The 16,087-nt window shown below is 67.2% G+C and carries 23 protein-coding genes; 6 read left to right on the top strand and 17 right to left on the bottom strand.

Features of this window, described 5'->3' with window-relative positions:
• Window positions 1-2: 2 nt before the first annotated feature.
• From ASC87_RS24590 to ASC87_RS24560, 7 genes are all read right to left on the bottom strand, one after another.
• Complete coding sequence (locus ASC87_RS24590) at window positions 3-761, bottom strand: 3-hydroxyacyl-CoA dehydrogenase (protein ID WP_056669014.1); 759 nt, start codon at window positions 759-761, stop codon at window positions 3-5.
• 66 nt (window positions 762-827) lie between these two features.
• The gene (adk, locus tag ASC87_RS24585) at window positions 828-1,481 is read right to left on the bottom strand and encodes an adenylate kinase (protein ID WP_056669011.1); all 654 of its coding nucleotides are present in this window, start codon (window positions 1,479-1,481) and stop codon (window positions 828-830) included.
• A 152-nt stretch (window positions 1,482-1,633) separates the two neighbouring features.
• Entirely contained in the window at window positions 1,634-2,386 is a 753-nt protein-coding gene (kdsB, locus tag ASC87_RS24580; protein ID WP_056669008.1) for a 3-deoxy-manno-octulosonate cytidylyltransferase, read from the bottom strand.
• Window positions 2,383-2,589 (bottom strand): Trm112 family protein, encoded by a 207-nt coding sequence (locus ASC87_RS24575; RefSeq protein ID WP_056669005.1) that lies wholly within the window; start codon window positions 2,587-2,589, stop codon window positions 2,383-2,385. Before ASC87_RS24575 ends, kdsB begins: the two co-directional genes overlap by 4 nt.
• A gap of 32 nt (window positions 2,590-2,621) precedes the next feature.
• Window positions 2,622-3,650: a tetraacyldisaccharide 4'-kinase gene (gene lpxK / locus ASC87_RS24570; protein WP_056669550.1), complete on the bottom strand. Its 1,029-nt coding sequence runs from the start codon at window positions 3,648-3,650 to the stop codon at window positions 2,622-2,624.
• Between the two features lie 21 nt (window positions 3,651-3,671).
• Window positions 3,672-4,091, bottom strand: a complete 420-nt coding sequence (locus ASC87_RS24565) for a biopolymer transporter ExbD (protein WP_056669547.1) — start codon at window positions 4,089-4,091, stop codon at window positions 3,672-3,674.
• Between the two features lie 27 nt (window positions 4,092-4,118).
• Entirely contained in the window at window positions 4,119-4,769 is a 651-nt protein-coding gene (locus ASC87_RS24560; protein WP_056669002.1) for a MotA/TolQ/ExbB proton channel family protein, read from the bottom strand.
• 263 nt (window positions 4,770-5,032) lie between these two features.
• On the opposite strand from ASC87_RS24560, the gene ASC87_RS33530 reads away from it, so the two are divergent.
• The 3 genes from ASC87_RS33530 to ASC87_RS24550 all read left to right on the top strand — a co-directional run bounded on the left by ASC87_RS33530 (window position 5,033) and on the right by ASC87_RS24550 (window position 7,186).
• Window positions 5,033-5,167, top strand: a complete 135-nt coding sequence (locus ASC87_RS33530) for a hypothetical protein (protein ID WP_255359235.1) — start codon at window positions 5,033-5,035, stop codon at window positions 5,165-5,167.
• A complete protein-coding gene (gene xseA / locus ASC87_RS24555) occupies window positions 5,160-6,524 on the top strand; it encodes an exodeoxyribonuclease VII large subunit (protein WP_056668999.1) in 1,365 nt (454 codons plus the stop codon). The genes ASC87_RS33530 and xseA overlap by 8 nt, the downstream gene beginning before the upstream one ends.
• Before the next feature lie 80 nt (window positions 6,525-6,604).
• Window positions 6,605-7,186, top strand: a complete 582-nt coding sequence (locus tag ASC87_RS24550; RefSeq protein ID WP_056668996.1) for a superoxide dismutase — start codon at window positions 6,605-6,607, stop codon at window positions 7,184-7,186.
• A gap of 164 nt (window positions 7,187-7,350) precedes the next feature.
• On the opposite strand, the gene ASC87_RS24545 is transcribed toward ASC87_RS24550, so the two are convergent.
• Complete coding sequence (locus ASC87_RS24545; protein WP_056668993.1) at window positions 7,351-7,797, bottom strand: DUF192 domain-containing protein; 447 nt, start codon at window positions 7,795-7,797, stop codon at window positions 7,351-7,353.
• Window positions 7,798-7,952: 155 nt separating this feature from the next.
• Here ASC87_RS24545 and icd point away from each other — a divergent pair, with 155 nt between their 5' ends.
• The 3 genes from icd to ASC87_RS24530 all read left to right on the top strand — a co-directional run bounded on the left by icd (window position 7,953) and on the right by ASC87_RS24530 (window position 11,280).
• Window positions 7,953-9,206, top strand: coding sequence for an NADP-dependent isocitrate dehydrogenase (icd, locus tag ASC87_RS24540; protein ID WP_056668990.1), 1,254 nt, complete (start codon window positions 7,953-7,955; stop codon window positions 9,204-9,206).
• Window positions 9,207-9,370: 164 nt separating this feature from the next.
• On the top strand, window positions 9,371-10,600 hold the full coding sequence (locus ASC87_RS24535) for a site-specific integrase (RefSeq protein WP_056668987.1): 1,230 nt from the start codon (window positions 9,371-9,373) through the stop codon (window positions 10,598-10,600).
• A gap of 41 nt (window positions 10,601-10,641) precedes the next feature.
• Complete coding sequence (locus ASC87_RS24530) at window positions 10,642-11,280, top strand: hypothetical protein (RefSeq protein WP_157604328.1); 639 nt, start codon at window positions 10,642-10,644, stop codon at window positions 11,278-11,280.
• A 9-nt stretch (window positions 11,281-11,289) separates the two neighbouring features.
• Here the strand turns inward: ASC87_RS24530 and ASC87_RS32155 are convergent, their stop codons facing one another.
• From ASC87_RS32155 to ASC87_RS24490, 9 genes are all read right to left on the bottom strand, one after another.
• Window positions 11,290-11,544, bottom strand: coding sequence for an AlpA family transcriptional regulator (locus tag ASC87_RS32155; protein ID WP_157604326.1), 255 nt, complete (start codon window positions 11,542-11,544; stop codon window positions 11,290-11,292).
• The gene (locus tag ASC87_RS24525) at window positions 11,541-11,903 is read right to left on the bottom strand and encodes a hypothetical protein (RefSeq protein WP_235582276.1); all 363 of its coding nucleotides are present in this window, start codon (window positions 11,901-11,903) and stop codon (window positions 11,541-11,543) included. Before ASC87_RS24525 ends, ASC87_RS32155 begins: the two co-directional genes overlap by 4 nt.
• An 86-nt stretch (window positions 11,904-11,989) precedes the next feature.
• Complete coding sequence (locus tag ASC87_RS24520; RefSeq protein ID WP_056668977.1) at window positions 11,990-12,265, bottom strand: hypothetical protein; 276 nt, start codon at window positions 12,263-12,265, stop codon at window positions 11,990-11,992.
• Window positions 12,262-12,534 (bottom strand): hypothetical protein, encoded by a 273-nt coding sequence (locus ASC87_RS24515; RefSeq protein WP_056668974.1) that lies wholly within the window; start codon window positions 12,532-12,534, stop codon window positions 12,262-12,264. The genes ASC87_RS24520 and ASC87_RS24515 overlap by 4 nt, the downstream gene beginning before the upstream one ends.
• Window positions 12,531-14,327 carry a ParB/RepB/Spo0J family partition protein gene (locus ASC87_RS24510; RefSeq protein ID WP_056668971.1) on the bottom strand — a complete coding sequence of 599 codons (1,797 nt, stop codon included), beginning with the start codon at window positions 14,325-14,327 and terminating at the stop codon, window positions 12,531-12,533. Before ASC87_RS24510 ends, ASC87_RS24515 begins: the two co-directional genes overlap by 4 nt.
• 9 nt (window positions 14,328-14,336) lie before the next feature.
• Window positions 14,337-14,978: an HD domain-containing protein gene (locus ASC87_RS24505; protein ID WP_056668969.1), complete on the bottom strand. Its 642-nt coding sequence runs from the start codon at window positions 14,976-14,978 to the stop codon at window positions 14,337-14,339.
• Window positions 14,975-15,316, bottom strand: a complete 342-nt coding sequence (locus ASC87_RS24500; protein ID WP_056668966.1) for a hypothetical protein — start codon at window positions 15,314-15,316, stop codon at window positions 14,975-14,977. Before ASC87_RS24500 ends, ASC87_RS24505 begins: the two co-directional genes overlap by 4 nt.
• Entirely contained in the window at window positions 15,313-15,720 is a 408-nt protein-coding gene (locus ASC87_RS24495) for a hypothetical protein (protein ID WP_056668963.1), read from the bottom strand. Before ASC87_RS24495 ends, ASC87_RS24500 begins: the two co-directional genes overlap by 4 nt.
• 1 nt (window position 15,721) lies before the next feature.
• Window positions 15,722-16,060 carry a hypothetical protein gene (locus ASC87_RS24490; protein WP_056668960.1) on the bottom strand — a complete coding sequence of 113 codons (339 nt, stop codon included), beginning with the start codon at window positions 16,058-16,060 and terminating at the stop codon, window positions 15,722-15,724.
• Window positions 16,061-16,087: the final 27 nt, after the last annotated feature.

The raw sequence follows: 16,087 nt of genomic DNA, 5'->3' as shown, positions 1-16,087 counted from the left end.
GCTCAGCGCGGGGCCAGCCGGATGGCCCCGTCGAGCCGGATCACCTCGCCGTTGAGCATGTCGTTCTCCACGATGTGGCGAACGAGTTTCGCGTAGTCGTCGGGCGTGCCGAGCCGGCTCGGGAACGGCACGCTGGCGGCCAATGCATCCTGCACGGCCTGCGGCATGCCGAACAGCATCGGGGTGCCGAAGAGGCCCGGGGCGATGGTCATGTTGCGGATGCCCACGCGCGCGAGGTCGCGGGCGATGGGCAGTGTCATGCCCACCACACCCGCCTTCGACGCGGCGTAGGCCGCCTGGCCCACCTGGCCGTCGGTGGCCGCCACGCTCGCGGTGGAGATCAGCACGCCGCGTTCGCCGGTGGGCAGCGGTTCGTGGGTGCTCATCGCCTCGGCGGCCAGGCGGATCATGTTGAACGTGCCGATCAGGTTCACGCGCACGGTGCGGTCGAAGACGGCGAGCGGGTGGGCGCCGTCCTTGCCCACCGTCTTGGAGGCCGGGGCGATGCCCGCGCAGTTGACGAGCCCGCGCAACGTGCCGAGCTGGGCGGCGGCCGCCACCGCCGCCTGGGCGTCGGTTTCGCTGGTCACGTCGCAGTGCACGAACACACCGCCCAGTTCGGCGGCCAGCGCCTGGCCGGCGGCATCCTGCACGTCGGCGATCACCACGCGCCCGCCGTGTGCGGCAAACATGCGGGCGGTGCCTTCGCCGAGGCCCGAGGCCCCGCCGGTGACGAGGAAAACGTGGTTCGCGATGTCCATCAGGTGATCTCCAGGCAAAGAAAAGCCGCTCGATGAGCGGCTTGTCGTGGGCAGCGCCGGGGCGCGTCAGGCGAGCGCGGCGAGCGCCCGTGCCGTGATCTCGTCCACCGTGCCGGTGCCCGAGATCTTGCGGTAGCGGGGCGCGTCAGCGTCGCCGGTGGCGGACCAGCTCGAGTAGTAGTCGACGAGCGGGCGCGTCTGGCTCTGGTACACGTCCAGGCGCTTGCGCACGGTCTCTTCCTTGTCGTCGTCGCGCTGGATGAGTTCTTCGCCGGTCACGTCGTCCTTGCCGGCCACCTTCGGCGGGTTGAACTTGACGTGGTACGTGCGGCCCGAGGCCACGTGCACGCGGCGGCCGCTCATGCGTTCGATGATGGCCGAGTCGGGCACGTCGATCTCGAGCACGAGGTCGAGCCTCACGCCGGCATCCTTCATGGCGTCGGCCTGCGGGATGGTGCGGGGGAAGCCGTCGAACAGGAAGCCGTTCGCGCAGTCGGCCTGCGTGATGCGTTCCTTCACGAGGCCGATGATGATGTCGTCGCTCACGAGACCGCCTGCGTCCATCACCTTCTTGGCGGCCACGCCGAGGGGAGAGCCTGCCTTCACGGCCGCGCGCAGCATGTCACCTGTGGAGATCTGAGGGATGCCGTACTTCTGGCAGATGAATGCCGCTTGCGTGCCCTTTCCGGCGCCTGGCGCGCCCAGCAGGATCAGTCTCATGAAATTACCTCGGTTTTTTGGGGAAGCTTGTGGGGCGCCTGGTTCGCAGCGAGGGCCCGCCGATTGACACGAGAATAGCATGGGCACCGCCGGATCCTCCCCGAGGGAAGCCCGCGTTGACGCGTGGATCGGACGGGTTCGTCAGCACCCGGTCAGGCGAACAGGGCACGCACGCGCGCGAGGTCCTCGGGGGTGTCCACGCCCGGTCCGGGCCGGCTCGGCGTGACGTGCACCGCGATGCGCTCGCCGTGCCACAGCACACGCAGTTGCTCGAGCGACTCCACCGCTTCAAGCGGGCAGGCGGGCAGCGTGGGGAACCGCCGCAGGAACCCGGCCTGGTAGGCGTAGAGGCCGATGTGGCGCAGCGGGGCCGGTGAAGGCAGGGCCGTCACGCCGCCGGCATTGCCGTCGCGCCACCACGGCATGGGCGCGCGGGAGAAATACAACGCACGCCCGGCGCCGTCGAGCACCACTTTCACCACGTTCGGGTTCACGAATTCGTCGACCGCATCGATGGCGTGCGCGGCAGTGCCCATCACGCATTCGGGGCGCTGCGCCAGCAGGGCCGCGCAGGCGTCGATCAGCGCGGGGTCGATCAGCGGTTCGTCGCCTTGCACGTTGACGACCACGTCGGTGCCGTCCAGGCCGAGGAGGGTGCAGGCTTCGGCCAGGCGGTCGCTGCCAGTGGCATGGTCGGGCCGCGTGGCCACGCACGCGATGCCGTGCGACTGGCACGCCGCGACGATCTCGGCGTCGTCAGCCGCCACCACCACACGCGACGCGCCGGACAGCGCGGCACGCTGCGCCACACGCACCACCATGGGCAGGCCGGCGATGTCGGCCAATGGCTTGCGGGGCAACCGGGTGGACTGCAGCCGTGCGGGAACGAGGACGGTGAAGGTCACGCGGCCGCTCCTGTGGCGGCCGGCGCGGCATCGAGCGACCGGGCTTCGGATTCGAGCATCAGCGGCATGTCGTCGCGCACGGGGAATGCGAGGCGGTCTGCGTTGCAGACGAGTTCGTGGCGCTCGTCGGTGGGCGGGCGGCGGTGTTCCAGCGGGCCCTTGCAGATCGGGCACACCAGCAGGTCGAGCAATCGGGTGTCCATGGATGTCTCCGGTGCGATGGTCATCTAGTGCACTAGGCCCGCGGCCGGTGGGGCAGCAGGCGGAAGAGTTCGGCCTCGAAGGCGGGGCCGAGGGCAAAGTCTAGCGTGGCGACGTGCACGCGGGTGCCGGCGCACGCAGCAGGCCGCAGCTTCACGGCATCCTTCTCGGTCACGACAACATCGGGTGTGCCGTGGGGCCAGGGGATGGTGGCGAAGTCGTGGTGGTCGGGCAGCGGCAACTCCTTCACTTCAAGCCCGGCGGCGTGCAGCATGCCGAAGAAGCGGCCCGGCCGGGCCACCCCGGCGGCGGCCACCACGGGCCGGCCGCACAGCGCGGCGAGGTGGGCGCGGGTGGCGGGTGCGCCGCGCCACCAGTTGGTCAGGTCCACCACGCCGCGCAGGCCGCGGGTGGCGGCGTGGCCAGGCCACGGTGTGGACGGGGCTGGCGCGTTGTACACCACGAGGGTGCGCGCGGGCGGATTGCGGCGGAACGGTTCACGCAGCGGCCCGGCCGGCAGCAGCCAGCCGTTGCCTGCGCCCCGCTCGTCGAACACGATGACCTGCACGTCGCGGCCGAGGCGAACGTGCTGCAGGCCGTCATCGCTCACCAGCACGTCGATGGTTGGATGGGCCGCCAGCAGCGCGCGCCCGGCGGCGGCGCGGTCGCGTCCCACGGCCACCGGGGCGAGGGACCGCAGGTGCATCAGCAGGGGTTCGTCACCCACGTCACGGGGCGACGACTCGGCCGTGACGAGGCGCACGTCGCCGCCAGTGCGGCCGAAACCGCGCGAGACGAGCCCCGGGGTGTAGCCGTGGCGGCGAAGCAACTCGACGAGTGCGAGCGTGGTGGGGGTCTTGCCGGCGCCGCCGGCCACGAGGTTGCCCACCACGATCACCGGCACGGGCAGGCGTTCGGTGCGGACCCAGCCGGCCGCGTGCGCCAGCGTGCGCAGGGCATACACGGCCCGGTAGACGACCGACACCGGCCACAACACCACCGCCAGCGGGCCGCGGCGCAACCACGCGGCTTGAAGCCGCGTGGCGAAGGTTGGTGAACGCATCTCGACGCCGTTCACACCTTGTCAGTTGGACTGCGAGCCTTGCGCGGCAAAGGTCAGCTTGGGCAAGCCGGCACGGCGGGCGGCATCCATCACCGCGATGACCGACTGGTGCGATGCCGCAGCATCGGCCGACACGATCAGCGTGGTGTCCTTCGCGCCGCCGGACGCGGATTGGAGTTCACTGGCCAGTGCCTCGACGCTGCGCGCGGCGATGGGCCGGCCGTCGATGGCGTAACGGCCGTCGCTGGACACCGCGACGATCACCTCGCGCGGGTTGTCGCGCGGGCGTTCGGCGTCAGCCACCGGCAGGGTGACCTGCAGTTCGGTGAACTTCGAGTACGTGGTGGACAGCATCAGGAAGATCAGTACGACGAGCAGCACGTCGATGAACGGGATCAGGTTGATCTCCGGCTCCTCGGGGTGGTGCTTGCGAAACCTCATGGACATGGTGCGGTGCCCTTTGGTTCTTCAGGCCGCGGCGGTGGCAGCGACGGGCTTCTTCACCGAGAAGCGCATCAGGTGCGGCACCATGCGTTCCGACGCCTGCTCCATCTCGAGCGTGTAGGCGTCGATCTGGCCACGGAAGTAGCGGTAGAACATCAGCGACGGGATCGCGATGATCAGGCCGAAGGCCGTGTTGTACAGCGCGATGGAGATGCCGTGGGCGAGCATGCCGGGGTTGGTGCCGCCCGTGGGGGCCTGCGAGCCGAAGATCTCGATCATGCCGATCACGGTGCCCAGCAGGCCCAGCAGTGGCGCGGCCGAGGCGATGGTGCCGAGCGTGTTCATGAACCGTTCCATCTTGTGGACCGCGGCGCGGCCGGCGTTCTCGAACGCGTTGCGCAGCACGTCTTCCGTGATGCGCGGGTCGGCGATCACGACGCGCAGGCCATTGGCCAGCACCGCGCCGAGGACGGAGTTGTCGGCCAGCTTGTTCACCACGTCGGCGGCGGGCAGGTGGGCGCGCGTGACCGAGACCACCTCATCCAGCAGCTTGGCCGGCGCCACGCGGGACGGGCGCAGGCTCGAGAGCCGTTCGATGATGAGCGTCAGGGCGACGACGGAACAGAGAATCAAGGGCCAAATCGGCCAGCCAGCGGCTTGTATGATCGAAAACAATCCGGTCCTCTTTGCAGTGTTGTTCGCGGGGAAAATGCACCCCGGGGGCCGGGGCGAGACGGGCGATTATGGCCCGAAGGCGGGCCAAGTTCGCGACCTTGTGCAACGCTTCGTAGTTGCCATTGGGGTATGCCCCCAAACGATTGCCGCCGCCCACCGCTACCGTCCACCGCAACTGTGGATAACTTTGTGGGCAACTGGGCTGGGAAGTGCCGGAAGCCGCGAAAAATCAGGGCATCCAACAAATTGCTCAAAGTTTAGGCATGAAAATTCTGTTGAAAATCAATCACTTGCATGATTGTGAAAGCGCGATGACGGCGCCGAAGGCCCGCCAGGCCCCGCAGGCCGGGCTTGTGGAGTTCTCAGGCCGCGCCAGCGCTGGCTTTCCCCATGATTGAGCCCCGCACCCCCCAGCGGGAGCGCCTGGTGTGGGGGGTGGCGGCGCTGGTTCACGCTGTGGCCGACACCCTCGCGGCCCGCTACGCGTCCTGCACCGTGCGTGGGGAACTGTCGGGATTCACGAAAGCCGGCAGCGGCCACTGCTACCTGAGCCTGAAGGACGCCGACGGCGGCAACGCGCTGCTGCGCTGTGCGATGTTCCGCCGCACGGCGGCCATGCTCGACTTCGTGCCCACCGATGGCCAGCTCGTCGAGGTGCGCGGGCGCGTGGCCGTGTACGAACCGCGTGGCGACCTGCAGTTCGTCGTCGAGGCCATGCGGCCCGCGGGGGCGGGGGCGCTCTTCGAGCAGTTCCTCCGCCTGAAGGCGCGGCTGGAGGCGGAAGGCCTGTTCGACGCCGACCTGAAGCGCCCGCTGCCGCCGTTCCCTCGCACCGTGGGGGTGGTCACGTCGCTCGGCGCCGCCGCCTTGCACGACGTGTTGACGGCGCTGCGCCGGCGTGCGCCACACGTGGCGGTCGTGCTGTACCCGAGCCTCGTGCAAGGGGCCGACGCGCCGGCCTCGCTGGTGGCGGCCATCGAGTCCGCCGGGCAGCGCGCCGAGGTGGATGCACTCATCGTGTGCCGGGGTGGTGGTTCCCTCGAGGACCTGTGGTCCTTCAATGACGAACGGGTGGTGCGGGCCATCGCGGGTTGTGCGATTCCCGTGGTGTGTGGCGTGGGCCACGAGACCGACATCACCTTGTCCGACCTGGCCGCCGACGTGCGCGCGCCCACGCCCACGGCCGCGGCCGAACTCGTGGCGCCCACGCGCGACGCCTGCCTCGACGACCTGGCCGGGTTCGCGTTGGCCATGTCGAACCGCGTGCACCAGGTGCTCGACACACAGGCCCAGCGCCTCGACCGCGCCACGCTGCGCCTGATGCGCCCGGCCGACGGCGTGCGCCGGCATGCGCAGCGCCTCACGCTGCTCGCACAGCGGCTCGGGGCGTCCACGCGCCAGGTGGTGCGCACGCAGTCGCAGCGGCACGATGCGCTGTCGGCACGGCTCGTGCGGGCAGCCACCGTGTCGCACGCGGCGCAGCCGGCACGCCTGGACGCGCTGGCCGCGCGGCTGCAGCGCGCGGTGGGCGTGGCCCACGACAGCCGCCAGGCGCGCCTCGCCGCGCTCGGGGCACGGCTCGAGGGGCTCGACCCGAAGCGCGTGCTGTCGCGGGGCTACGCCTGGCTCGAGGATGCGGGCGGGCAGGCCGTCACGTCGGCCGCCAGCCTGAGTGCGGGCCAGGCCGTGCGGGCCGTGCTGGCCGATGGGGAAGTGTCGGCCGAGGTCACCCAGGTGGTCATGACCAGTCCCTGATACCGCTGTGCCGGCGAAGGGCGTTCGCGCTGCCTACAATCGCTGAGTCAGACCCCCTCGAAACACCGAAAGGAACAAGCATGGAACACACCCTGCCACCGCTGCCGTATGCCCAGGATGCGCTCGCTCCGCACCTCAGCAAGGAAACGCTCGAGTACCACTACGGCAAGCACCACAACGCCTACGTCACGAACCTGAACAACCTCCAGAAGGGCACGGAGTTCGAGAGCCTGTCCCTCGAAGAGATCATCAAGAAGTCGTCGGGCGGCATCTACAACAACGCAGCCCAGATCTGGAACCACACGTTCTTCTGGAGCAGCATGAAGCCGGCCGGCGGCGGCGAGCCCAAGGGCGCGCTGGCTGCAGCCATCGAGGCCAAGTTCGGCAGCTTCGCCGCGTTCAAGGAAGCGTTCACGAAAAGCGCCGTCGGCAACTTCGGTTCCGGCTGGACGTGGCTCGTGAAGAAGCCCGACGGTTCGGTCGACATCGTCAACACCGGCGCCGCCGGCACGCCGCTGACCACCGCCGACAAGGCGCTGCTGACCATCGACGTGTGGGAACACGCCTACTACATCGACTACCGCAACCTGCGCCCGAAGTTCGTCGAGACGTTCCTGACGTCGCTCGCGAACTGGGACTTCGCTGAAAAGAACTTCGCCTGAGGATGGGGCCCCCCAGTCGGCTGGCGCCTCCTGCCCCCAAGGGGCGCCACGGGTCGGCCGGGGGACCCGTCCTCGCGTGTGGCTTGATGGGCGGCTTTGCTTCGCTCGCCTTGCAAGGAAAAAGGGCCGGTCACTGACCGGCCCTTTTTTTCTGTTCGTGTGTCTCAGGGCTTGAATGGCTCGCCGGTCAGGCGCGCGCCCGGCTTGATGCCCCGCTTGGCAAACCAGCCCACGTTCATCTCGAGCACGAAACGCACGGGCTTCTTCGAGCAATGCGAGTCGAGCGTCTGCGGCTTCATGTCCTCGATGTTGATGACCGTGCCGTCGTCGGCGATGAACGCGGCCGACAAGGGCAGCAGCGTGTTCTTCATCCAGAAGCACTGCTGGGTGGCCTCGTTGAACACGAACAGCATGCCGTCGTTGTTGGGCATGGCGGGCCGGTGCATCAGGCCGGTCATGCGCTGCTCGTCGGTCTGGGCGACCTGCGCACGGATGTTGTAGATGCCCGCGCCGAGCTTGATGGTGGGCAGGTCCTGTGGGGCCTGCGCCTGGGCAGAGGAGATGGCCCACGAGGTGGCGAGGAGGCAGGCGAGGGTGCGAAGGAGGGTCATCGGGACGGGCGGGGGCGGTGGGCTGTGGCGATTATGGCGTCGAGCGCCCCATTCGGGGGCGCGGTCTCCGGCGCAAGGGGGCTCATGCGTGGCATAGAATCGGAGAGGGCTTATCCAGTTCCACTATTTTCCATTGCATCGACCGGAGCAATCTCATGTATCAGCACATCAAAGTGCCCACCAGCGGGCAGAAGATCACCGTCAACGCCGATTTCTCATTGAACGTTCCGGATCAGCCCATCATCCCGTTCATTGAAGGCGACGGCACCGGTGCCGACATCACGCCCGTGATGATCAAGGTGGTCGATGCGGCCGTGGCCAAGGCCTACGGTGGCAAGAAGCAGATCCAGTGGATGGAGATCTACGCCGGCGAGAAGTCCACCAAGGTGTACGGCCCCGACGTGTGGCTGCCCGAAGAAACGCTGCAAGTGCTCCGCGACTACGTCGTGTCGATCAAGGGTCCGCTGACCACCCCGGTCGGTGGCGGCATACGCTCGCTGAACGTGGCCCTGCGCCAGGAACTCGACCTGTACGTCTGCCTGCGCCCCATCCAGTACTTCAAGGGTGTGCCGTCGCCGGTCAAGGAACCCGAGAAGACCAACATGGTCATCTTCCGCGAGAACTCGGAAGACATCTACGCCGGCATCGAATTCGAAGCCGAAAGCGAAAAGGCCAAGCGCCTGATCAAGGTGCTGCAGGAAGACTTCGGCGTCAAGAAGATCCGCTTCCCGGAAACGTCGGGCATCGGCATCAAGCCGGTCTCGCGCGAAGGCACCGAGCGCCTGGTCCGCAAGGCGATCCAGTACGCCATCGACAACGACAAGTCGAGCGTCACGATCGTGCACAAGGGCAACATCATGAAGTACACCGAAGGTGGCTTCCGTGATTGGGCGTACAACCTGGCCCAGAAGGAATTCGGTGCCCAGCTGATCGACGGCGGCCCTTGGTGCAAGTTCAAGAACCCGGTCACGGGTCGTGAAATCACGGTCAAGGACTCCATCGCCGACGCGTTCCTCCAGCAGATCCTGCTGCGCCCGGCCGAGTACTCGGTGATCGCCACGCTGAACCTGAACGGCGACTACGTGTCCGACGCGCTGGCCGCCCAGGTGGGTGGCATCGGCATCGCCCCGGGTGCGAACCTGAGCGACTCCGTCGCCATGTTCGAAGCCACCCACGGCACCGCACCGAAGTACGCTGGCAAGGACTACGTGAACCCGGGTTCCGAGATCCTGTCCGCCGAAATGATGCTGCGCCACATGGGCTGGACCGAAGCGGCCGACCTGATCATCAGCTCGATGGAAAAGTCCATCGCGTCGAAGAAGGTCACGTACGACTTCGCCCGCCTGATGGAAGGCGCGACCCAAGTGTCGTGCTCGGGCTTCGGTCAAGTGATGATCGACCACATGTGATCGGGTTTCCGGGCATCGCCCGGAATCTGATCCGAAGCCCCGCTGCCTATGAGGAGCGGGGCTTTTTTGTTGCCCGTTGTCGCCTTTGGTCGCCCTGCATCGCCAAAAAACGGGGCCATTTCAGGGGCCATAATGGGGCCATGGATGGCTACTGATACTGCCCCGTGCGTCACGTCAACTACACGCTCAAACCCATCACGCTCGACAACGCGAAGCCACGCGATAAACCCTATTCGCTGACCGACGGGGGCGGCCTGCTCGTCGAGATCCTACCCTCGGGCACGAAGACATGGCGGTACAAGTACCACCTCAACGGCAAGCGTGAAAAGGTGACCCTCGGGAACTACCCGGCGCTCTCGGTGAAGCAGGCGCGGGAGAAGCACGACGAGATGCGCCTGCAGGTCGACCAGGGTCACAGTCCCGCCAAGGGCAAGCAGACGTCTGTGCGCTCCGCGAAGGCCGCCGCGGCCGCGGCCGTGTCGTTCAGAGCCTTCAGTGCGCGCTGGGTGGACGAGACGCTGTTCTACCGATCGGAGACGTACCGCGCGCAGATCAACCGCTGGCTCGACACGTTCGTCAACCCGGTGATTGGCGACCTCGACATGCCGGACGTCGGCGCCGGGCACATCCTCGAGATCCTCGACGGACTGCTGGACAAGCCGACAACGGCCGACGGCGTGCGCAGGGTGATCCAGCAGGTGTTCAGCTTCGCCATGCGCAAGCTCGTCGTGAAGGCGAATCCGGCGTTCGGCTTGAAGGGGGCGGTGGTGGTGCCGCCGGCGACCCACCACAAGCACCTGACCGAGAAACAGCTCGGCGCGTTCCTGCGGTGCCTCGATCAGCAGGCTGGTGCTCACGCGGCGACGATCATCGCGACCAAACTCCTGTTCCTGACGATGGTTCGCAAGAGCGAGCTGCTGCGTTCACAGCATGCCGAGTTCGACCTCGATGCCGGGGTCTGGGACATCCCGGCGGAGCGCATGAAGATGAAGAAGGCGCACCGGGTGTACCTGTCGCGCCAAGCCGTCGACCTGTTGCGGCAAATGTTCCACTTCAGTGCCGGCAGTGACTGGGTCTTTCCCTCGGTTTTTCGCCGCCGCGTGCCGATGGGGGACGTCACCCTCAATCACCTGTTCAGTCGGATGGCGTACGGCGTTTCAGGCTTCAGCCCGCACGGAACGCGCGGCACGGCCGCGACACTACTCCTCGAGCACAAGGTTCGGAAGGATGTGGTGGAATTGCTGCTGGCTCATGCGGAGAAGGACAAGACAAAGGCCGCTTACCTGCACCACGAGCTGGCCGATGAACGGCGAACCGCGCTTCAGTTTCTGGCAGACCGCGTAGAGCTCGCGGCCTCCGGCGCAAGGGTTATCCCGCTTCGCGCCGTGAGCTGATCACTTCGAAACTCACCGTCAACAACGACAGGGGGGAGAGTATGGAAGCAGCAACTGGATCGGCCGTTGTGGGTGCAGTGGCGGCCATCAGCGGCGTTGTGCTGGGGCAGTGCATCGGGGCGATTAAAGACTGGGTGACGGTCCGAACGAACCGTGAGAAGGATGCTGCGTACTTGGCCATCCTCGTGGGTGGTCACTTGGAGCGCTTCGTCGACGGATGCTGGGCGGTGTCATTCGACGATGGCACGGCAGAGGGCAGACCCGCAGGGGAGCAAGGCTTCCACCAAATCACGGTGCAGGCCCCGACGTTCGAGCCCATGACGTTCGACGTCGACTGGAAGTCGTTGCCGTCCAAACTCATGTTCGAGATCCTGCATTTGCCATACAAGGCCGACGGATTGGCGGTCGAGATCGATAGACACTTTGAGTACGGGGACTGGCCGGAGTACTACGATGAATTCGCGGTCCGCCAGTACAAGTACCTCTCCCTCGCGATCTACGCTGCCGATTTGGTGCGTCGGTTGCGGCGGGCTGCAGACCTCCCGCTCGAGATTGATGCGACTGCCGGTCGCGAGCGCGCATCCCGAATGGCGGAGAGACTGGCGTTCCTTAACGAGCGCCAAAGCGAACGCGAAACGCGGATGCAGCAGCGGCAAGCCAAGCAAGAAGCCGGGGCGTGAAGCACCCCGTCAGGTTGCTGGTGCGCTCTCTGGCGCGACCTGTGCGGCCGGCTGCCCCAACGAGCGTACGACCTCTATGGGCCACACCACCGTGCGGCTACCCGCTAGGTGCGTCCCCTTCGGCACCTTGCCGGCTGCCAGCCATTTGTACCAGGTGGCTCGGTTAATGGGCAGCAGCCCTGGCTGGCCGGTCTTGGTATTGCGGCAGATCTCGGTGGCGCGCACGAGGGCTCCGGCGGGGTAAGTCAAGCGGTGGGCGTTCATGTCGGCTGCTCCTGCTTTTCGGCCCCTCGGGCCATCGTGTTCATTCGCTGCTCGCCCCACTCGGCCGCCTGCAGGGCCGTGGGCCGGTCGACGATCGCTGCCAGCTGGTCCATCACCTGCAGGCCCCTCTTCGCGAGCTGGTACTCGGGGCCGGCGAACACCAAGCGGCCAGTGCTGCGGTAGCGGGCAACGACCTGCTCAAGCAGCTGCAGCTGCTCGGCCATCTCCGGTTCGCCCATGCCGAGGAGCTCGGCGACGCGGCACCAGGTGAGCGTTCCGCCAACCTGCTGCCAGAGGATCGACTCGTCGGCCTGGCCGGTGGCGATCGCGTCGAGGTTGACGACGTGGGCTAGGGCCAAGTCGCGCACCTGGTCTGGGACGAGTTTCGGGCGAAACGCTCGCGGCAGTCGGTTGAGCAACTCGCTGCGGCTCGGAGTGCGGCGCTTCACAGCAGCGCTCCCTGTTCGGGCGGCCGTGGCTGCTGAGCGATCCAGGCCTGGACCGCACGGGCGGCCTCGACGTAGTCGCAGCTGGGCGTGCCGTTCACTTCTTGGCCAAGCTGGAACGTCCGCCAGATGCGATCGCGCAGCTCTTGTGGCAGGGCGCACCAGTGCGGCCGGCAACCCCACATCGCTGGCGGCACCTGCCGCTCGCAGCCCGGCCAGTGGCAGTGATGCCGGCGTGTCTGGGCTTGGGACTTCACGTAGGCAGCCTTGCTCACGACGGCTCCTTCAGCGCAATCGCCGCGTCCAATTCCTTGAGAGCAGCTTTCGCATCGGCGACGTAGCGAGGGTCGAATCCACCAGCGAGGTGGATCACCGCCTGGCAGGCGTGCAACTCGTTGCGCACGCGCTTCAACATGGCGACGGGTGCCGCGTCGATGCGCGCTGCCGCTGCGAGCGCACGGACGTCCGCGGCCAGTTGGCCGCCGACGTTCAGCCCTAGGGACTCCGCGGCCGCATCCAGCGTGGCGAGCTGACTTGGGGTCATGCGGCCTCCGTAGTGATCGAGCGAGGGAAAGGCCATGCGGCTTGCAGCACCGGCTCGGCGCCGGCGGAGCCGGCTTCGTCCTTCTGTTCTTGCGCCGAAGGCGCAGTGGCCTTCGCCTTGCTCTTGCGCGGCTTCTTCGTCTCGGCCCCGGTGCGGGGGAAGGGCCAAGCACCGGGCCCGGCATCGCGCACCTGGTCATCGCCGGTCGGCTCGCTCTCCTCCGGCGCGCGCGCAGCCAAAGCAGGGGTGGAAGCGCCTTCGACGAGTTCGTCCAGGGCGATGCGGTACTCGGTGGCCACGGCTTCGAGGTACTCCGCAGGAGCGGCGTTCTTGTAGTGGCACTCGGCGTTCACCGACATCGCGACCGCGAGCATGAGCGTGCCGATCTCGAAGGCCGACATCGCCGCGAGGCGCTCGGTCAGTTCGTTGCGGTCGGAGGCACCGTAGGCCTCAAGCAGGGTCTCGTCGTCGTCGTAGTCCATCTGCGAAACGACGTAGCGGGCGATCAACCGCATGTCGAACTCGGTGCGCTCACGACCCTGGACGACTTCGAGTGCGCGCTTGAACAGGCCTTGGCGGCGCTCGTGCTCGCGTTTGACGTTGGCCTCGTCCTCCTTCGCTTGCCGCCGCCTGGCCTCGGAGTCGAGGGCGTGTTGAGGCGAGGGGGCAGGCGCGGTGGACTTCATACCCGCGGCCTGCATGTCGGCGACCTTCACTGCCTCGACCGTCTGGCCGGTGCGCTGATCTTGGATCGTGAACACCTGAGGCTTCTTGTCGCCGGCGACCTTCTTCAGTTCGGCGCGAACCGCTGTGACAGCGATGAATCCGCCCTTGAGCTTGCCGTACGCGTCGATCGCCTGGCGCGCCTTGGTGCCTTCGACGACCACCTTGCCGGCTTCTTGCAGCTTGGCGGCCTCGCGCTTCAGGTGCGCCTTCTTCTTGCTGTCGAAGCAGTCCGGGTCCGTGCAAACGTCTGGACCGGTGTTCGTGTGTGACCAGCGGTGGCTCCCCTTGTCGTCCAGAAGATCCTCGAATTCAGGCGCGTTACCGCTGCGTTTCGTGCATCGCACGCAATGGCCTGCCGCCGGCACGAGCATCTCGTCCTCGATGTCGAACATCGCGCCCTTGAGCTTGAGGGTGAATCGTTCGTTCAGCAAATCGCGGATGCTGCGGAAGCTTCGCTTGCCGCCGTCCGTCGGATCGCCGTTGCGCCCCTTGATGTCGGACAGCGCCTTCTGCTGCAGCTTCGTGCCGCCCACGCGTGCGATCAACAGGCCGACTTCGCTGCCGATCTCGCCGGCCAGGCAGGCCTTGCGCACTTCGGGGCACAAGGCCAGAAGCTTCAGTCGGCCGTAGACGTAGCTGCGGCTCTTCCCGTGCTGCTCAGCCAGCAAGTCGGCCGTCATGTTGTGCTCGTCGATCAGCGCTTGGAAGCCTTCAGCCTCCTCGATCGGGTGCACGTCTTCCCGCTGCAGGTTCTCGGAGATCTGCGCCCGCTTCACTTCCTCGTCGGTCATGTGCCGCACCATGACTGGCACCTCCACCAAACCGGCCAGACGGGCAGCTCGGAAGCGGCGATGGCCGAACACGATCTCGTGACCGACAGTCGCGTCAGCGTCGCCTGCGAAGAGAGGCGGCACACGTGGGCGAACGAGCAGCGGTTGGAGGATGCGGCCATGCGCCCGAATGTCAGCGGCCAGTTCCAGCAGCGTCGTGTCGACGAAGTTCTTGCGAGGGTTGAACGGGCTCTCGTGAAGGTCGGCGATCCCGATGGTGATGATGGTGTCGGTCATGAGGGAATCTCAAGAGGATGCGTCCGCCGCGGCGGACAGGGGGGCGGACGCGAGCGCGATGGCCTTGGCCTGCCGCGCCGCATCGAGTTCGGCGAACTTCATGAGGAAGGCCGCGCGCCAGTGCTGCCAGTCGCGGTCACCGTCGGCTTCGAAGTTCTTCCACGTGACGGGCGGATACGACCTGGTACACGCCCAGGTGGGCCCCTGGTTCGGCATGAGGGCCTCGCGCTCGGTGCTCAGTGCGGTCATGTCCGCCCAGTGGATCTCGCGGCTGGATGAATAGAACGGCGTGATCAATCGGAACTTGCGAAGGACGCTGGACTGCACGCGTTGTTCCTCGCGGCGCAGCGCGCCACCGGTGGCCATGTCCAGCGTCTGCTTGAGGGGCGCGGACATGTCGCCGAAGTACGCCTCGTGGGCGTCGTGCATCAGTGCGGCCAGGAGCACGTTGGGGTTCGTCGCACCGGCCTGCCGTTCGAGCAGCTCAACGACGAGCAAGCTGTGCTCGGCCACCGAGTACGGGCGCGAGGCCTGGCCGGTGTATCGGTTGATCTGGGACAAACCTTGGGCGATGTCCAGGATGTCGATGGTTGCGGCCTCCATGTACCGGAGATCGACGATGGCGCCGGTGATGGTGAGCATCCAGGTCATGCCGGCACCCCGGGTTCGAGGTGCACCAGTGCGCCCAGCGTGTTGACCCGGTCGAGCAGGCACACGGCGGACGGGAATGCGGCACGCAGGGTGAAAAACACCAGGCCGGGCACATCGCGCGACGGGGCCGCGGCGATGTCGTCGCCGAGCTGGCGCACCAGGTGGCGGATGTCGATCACACGCACGGCACCGTTCAGCTTGACCGCTCGGTGGTACGGGCAGGGCTCGCCATGTTGGAACACGGGGAGCAAGGTCACCGCAGAGCCATCACGCAGCATGATCTCGCTGCGTTGGGCGCCCACGGTGAACTCGTGGTGATCGGGGCGGTTCAGGGTCACGAGGGGTCCTTCCAGTCGAGGGTGGTGAAGTAGTCGCCGGAGTTCACCGGCTGAATGCCGCGCACGTGCCGCAGCTTGAGGACGGCGTTGCCGTCGTGGGTGGACAGGCCGATGCCGCTGCCGAGGATGAGGACGGCAGAGTGCTTGCGGAGAAGTGCGGCGCGCTCCTTGAGGCTCTCCAGCTCGTCTGCCTTCACGTGCTGCACGGCCACGAAGGGCAACGCGTCGCCAGGTTGCAGCACCTGGACGATCAGGTGTCCGCCGCCGTCGGTGCTGATGCGCACCTCCGAGTGCTTGAGCAGGAAGCCCGCCACGGAGCACTTGAGCGGGCCGAATTCGACCGAGGCTGACTCGGCTTGCAAAGGAGCCGGCGCGACGCGCGGGCTGGCTTGCACGGCGCCCACGTCAAGCAGCCTTGGTGAAGACGTAGAGGATGGGCGTGGCGGCCAGCAGGAGGCCCGTGCTGGCGCCCCAGAGCCAGACCGTCAACTGCCGCTCTTCGCGGCCTTGCGCGCGGCCGGCGGCGTGTGCCTGCCGCTTGGCGTTGTCGAAGAGCGCCTGCAGCCGCTCGTGTCGCTTGATCGCCACCTCTTCGGCCAGGCGCGCGGCCTCGGCCCGCCGCCGGGCCGCGTCTTCGGCCGGGAACGCGATCGGATTGCGAACGGGCCTGACGTGGGCCAGCGCTGGCGGGCGCTCTGCCAGGTCGGGGTCGGCGTGAAACTCGGTGGCGGCGAAGTCGGCCATATGGGCTCCTGGTTGTGCAGGCGTCTG

The sequence above is a fragment of the Rhizobacter sp. Root1221 genome, from assembly GCF_001425785.1.
In the GTDB taxonomy this organism is placed as follows: Bacteria; Pseudomonadota; Gammaproteobacteria; order Burkholderiales; family Burkholderiaceae_C; genus Rhizobacter.
Note: the sequence above shows the minus strand (reverse complement) of the source record. Positions and strands in the feature narration are given on the sequence as shown.

Bases quoted from the DNA above. Each gene is read 5' to 3' on its own strand.
- ASC87_RS24590 (WP_056669014.1), bottom strand. From the start codon at position 761: ATGGACATCGCGAACCACGTTTTCCTCGTCACCGGCGGGGCCTCGGGC.
- adk (WP_056669011.1), bottom strand. From the start codon at position 1,481: ATGAGACTGATCCTGCTGGGCGCGCCAGGCGCCGGAAAGGGCACGCAA.
- ASC87_RS24575 (WP_056669005.1), bottom strand. From the start codon at position 2,589: ATGGACACCCGATTGCTCGACCTGCTGGTGTGCCCGATCTGCAAGGGC.
- lpxK (WP_056669550.1), bottom strand. From the start codon at position 3,650: ATGCGTTCACCAACCTTCGCCACGCGGCTTCAAGCCGCGTGGTTGCGC.
- ASC87_RS24565 (WP_056669547.1), bottom strand. From the start codon at position 4,091: ATGAGGTTTCGCAAGCACCACCCCGAGGAGCCGGAGATCAACCTGATC.
- ASC87_RS33530 (WP_255359235.1), top strand. From the start codon at position 5,033: ATGAAAATTCTGTTGAAAATCAATCACTTGCATGATTGTGAAAGCGCG.
- xseA (WP_056668999.1), top strand. From the start codon at position 5,160: ATGATTGAGCCCCGCACCCCCCAGCGGGAGCGCCTGGTGTGGGGGGTG.
- ASC87_RS24550 (WP_056668996.1), top strand. From the start codon at position 6,605: ATGGAACACACCCTGCCACCGCTGCCGTATGCCCAGGATGCGCTCGCT.
- ASC87_RS24545 (WP_056668993.1), bottom strand. From the start codon at position 7,797: ATGACCCTCCTTCGCACCCTCGCCTGCCTCCTCGCCACCTCGTGGGCC.
- icd (WP_056668990.1), top strand. From the start codon at position 7,953: ATGTATCAGCACATCAAAGTGCCCACCAGCGGGCAGAAGATCACCGTC.
- ASC87_RS24530 (WP_157604328.1), top strand. From the start codon at position 10,642: ATGGAAGCAGCAACTGGATCGGCCGTTGTGGGTGCAGTGGCGGCCATC.
- ASC87_RS32155 (WP_157604326.1), bottom strand. From the start codon at position 11,544: ATGAACGCCCACCGCTTGACTTACCCCGCCGGAGCCCTCGTGCGCGCC.
- ASC87_RS24515 (WP_056668974.1), bottom strand. From the start codon at position 12,534: ATGACCCCAAGTCAGCTCGCCACGCTGGATGCGGCCGCGGAGTCCCTA.
- ASC87_RS24510 (WP_056668971.1), bottom strand. From the start codon at position 14,327: ATGACCGACACCATCATCACCATCGGGATCGCCGACCTTCACGAGAGC.
- ASC87_RS24505 (WP_056668969.1), bottom strand. From the start codon at position 14,978: ATGACCTGGATGCTCACCATCACCGGCGCCATCGTCGATCTCCGGTAC.
- ASC87_RS24490 (WP_056668960.1), bottom strand. From the start codon at position 16,060: ATGGCCGACTTCGCCGCCACCGAGTTTCACGCCGACCCCGACCTGGCA.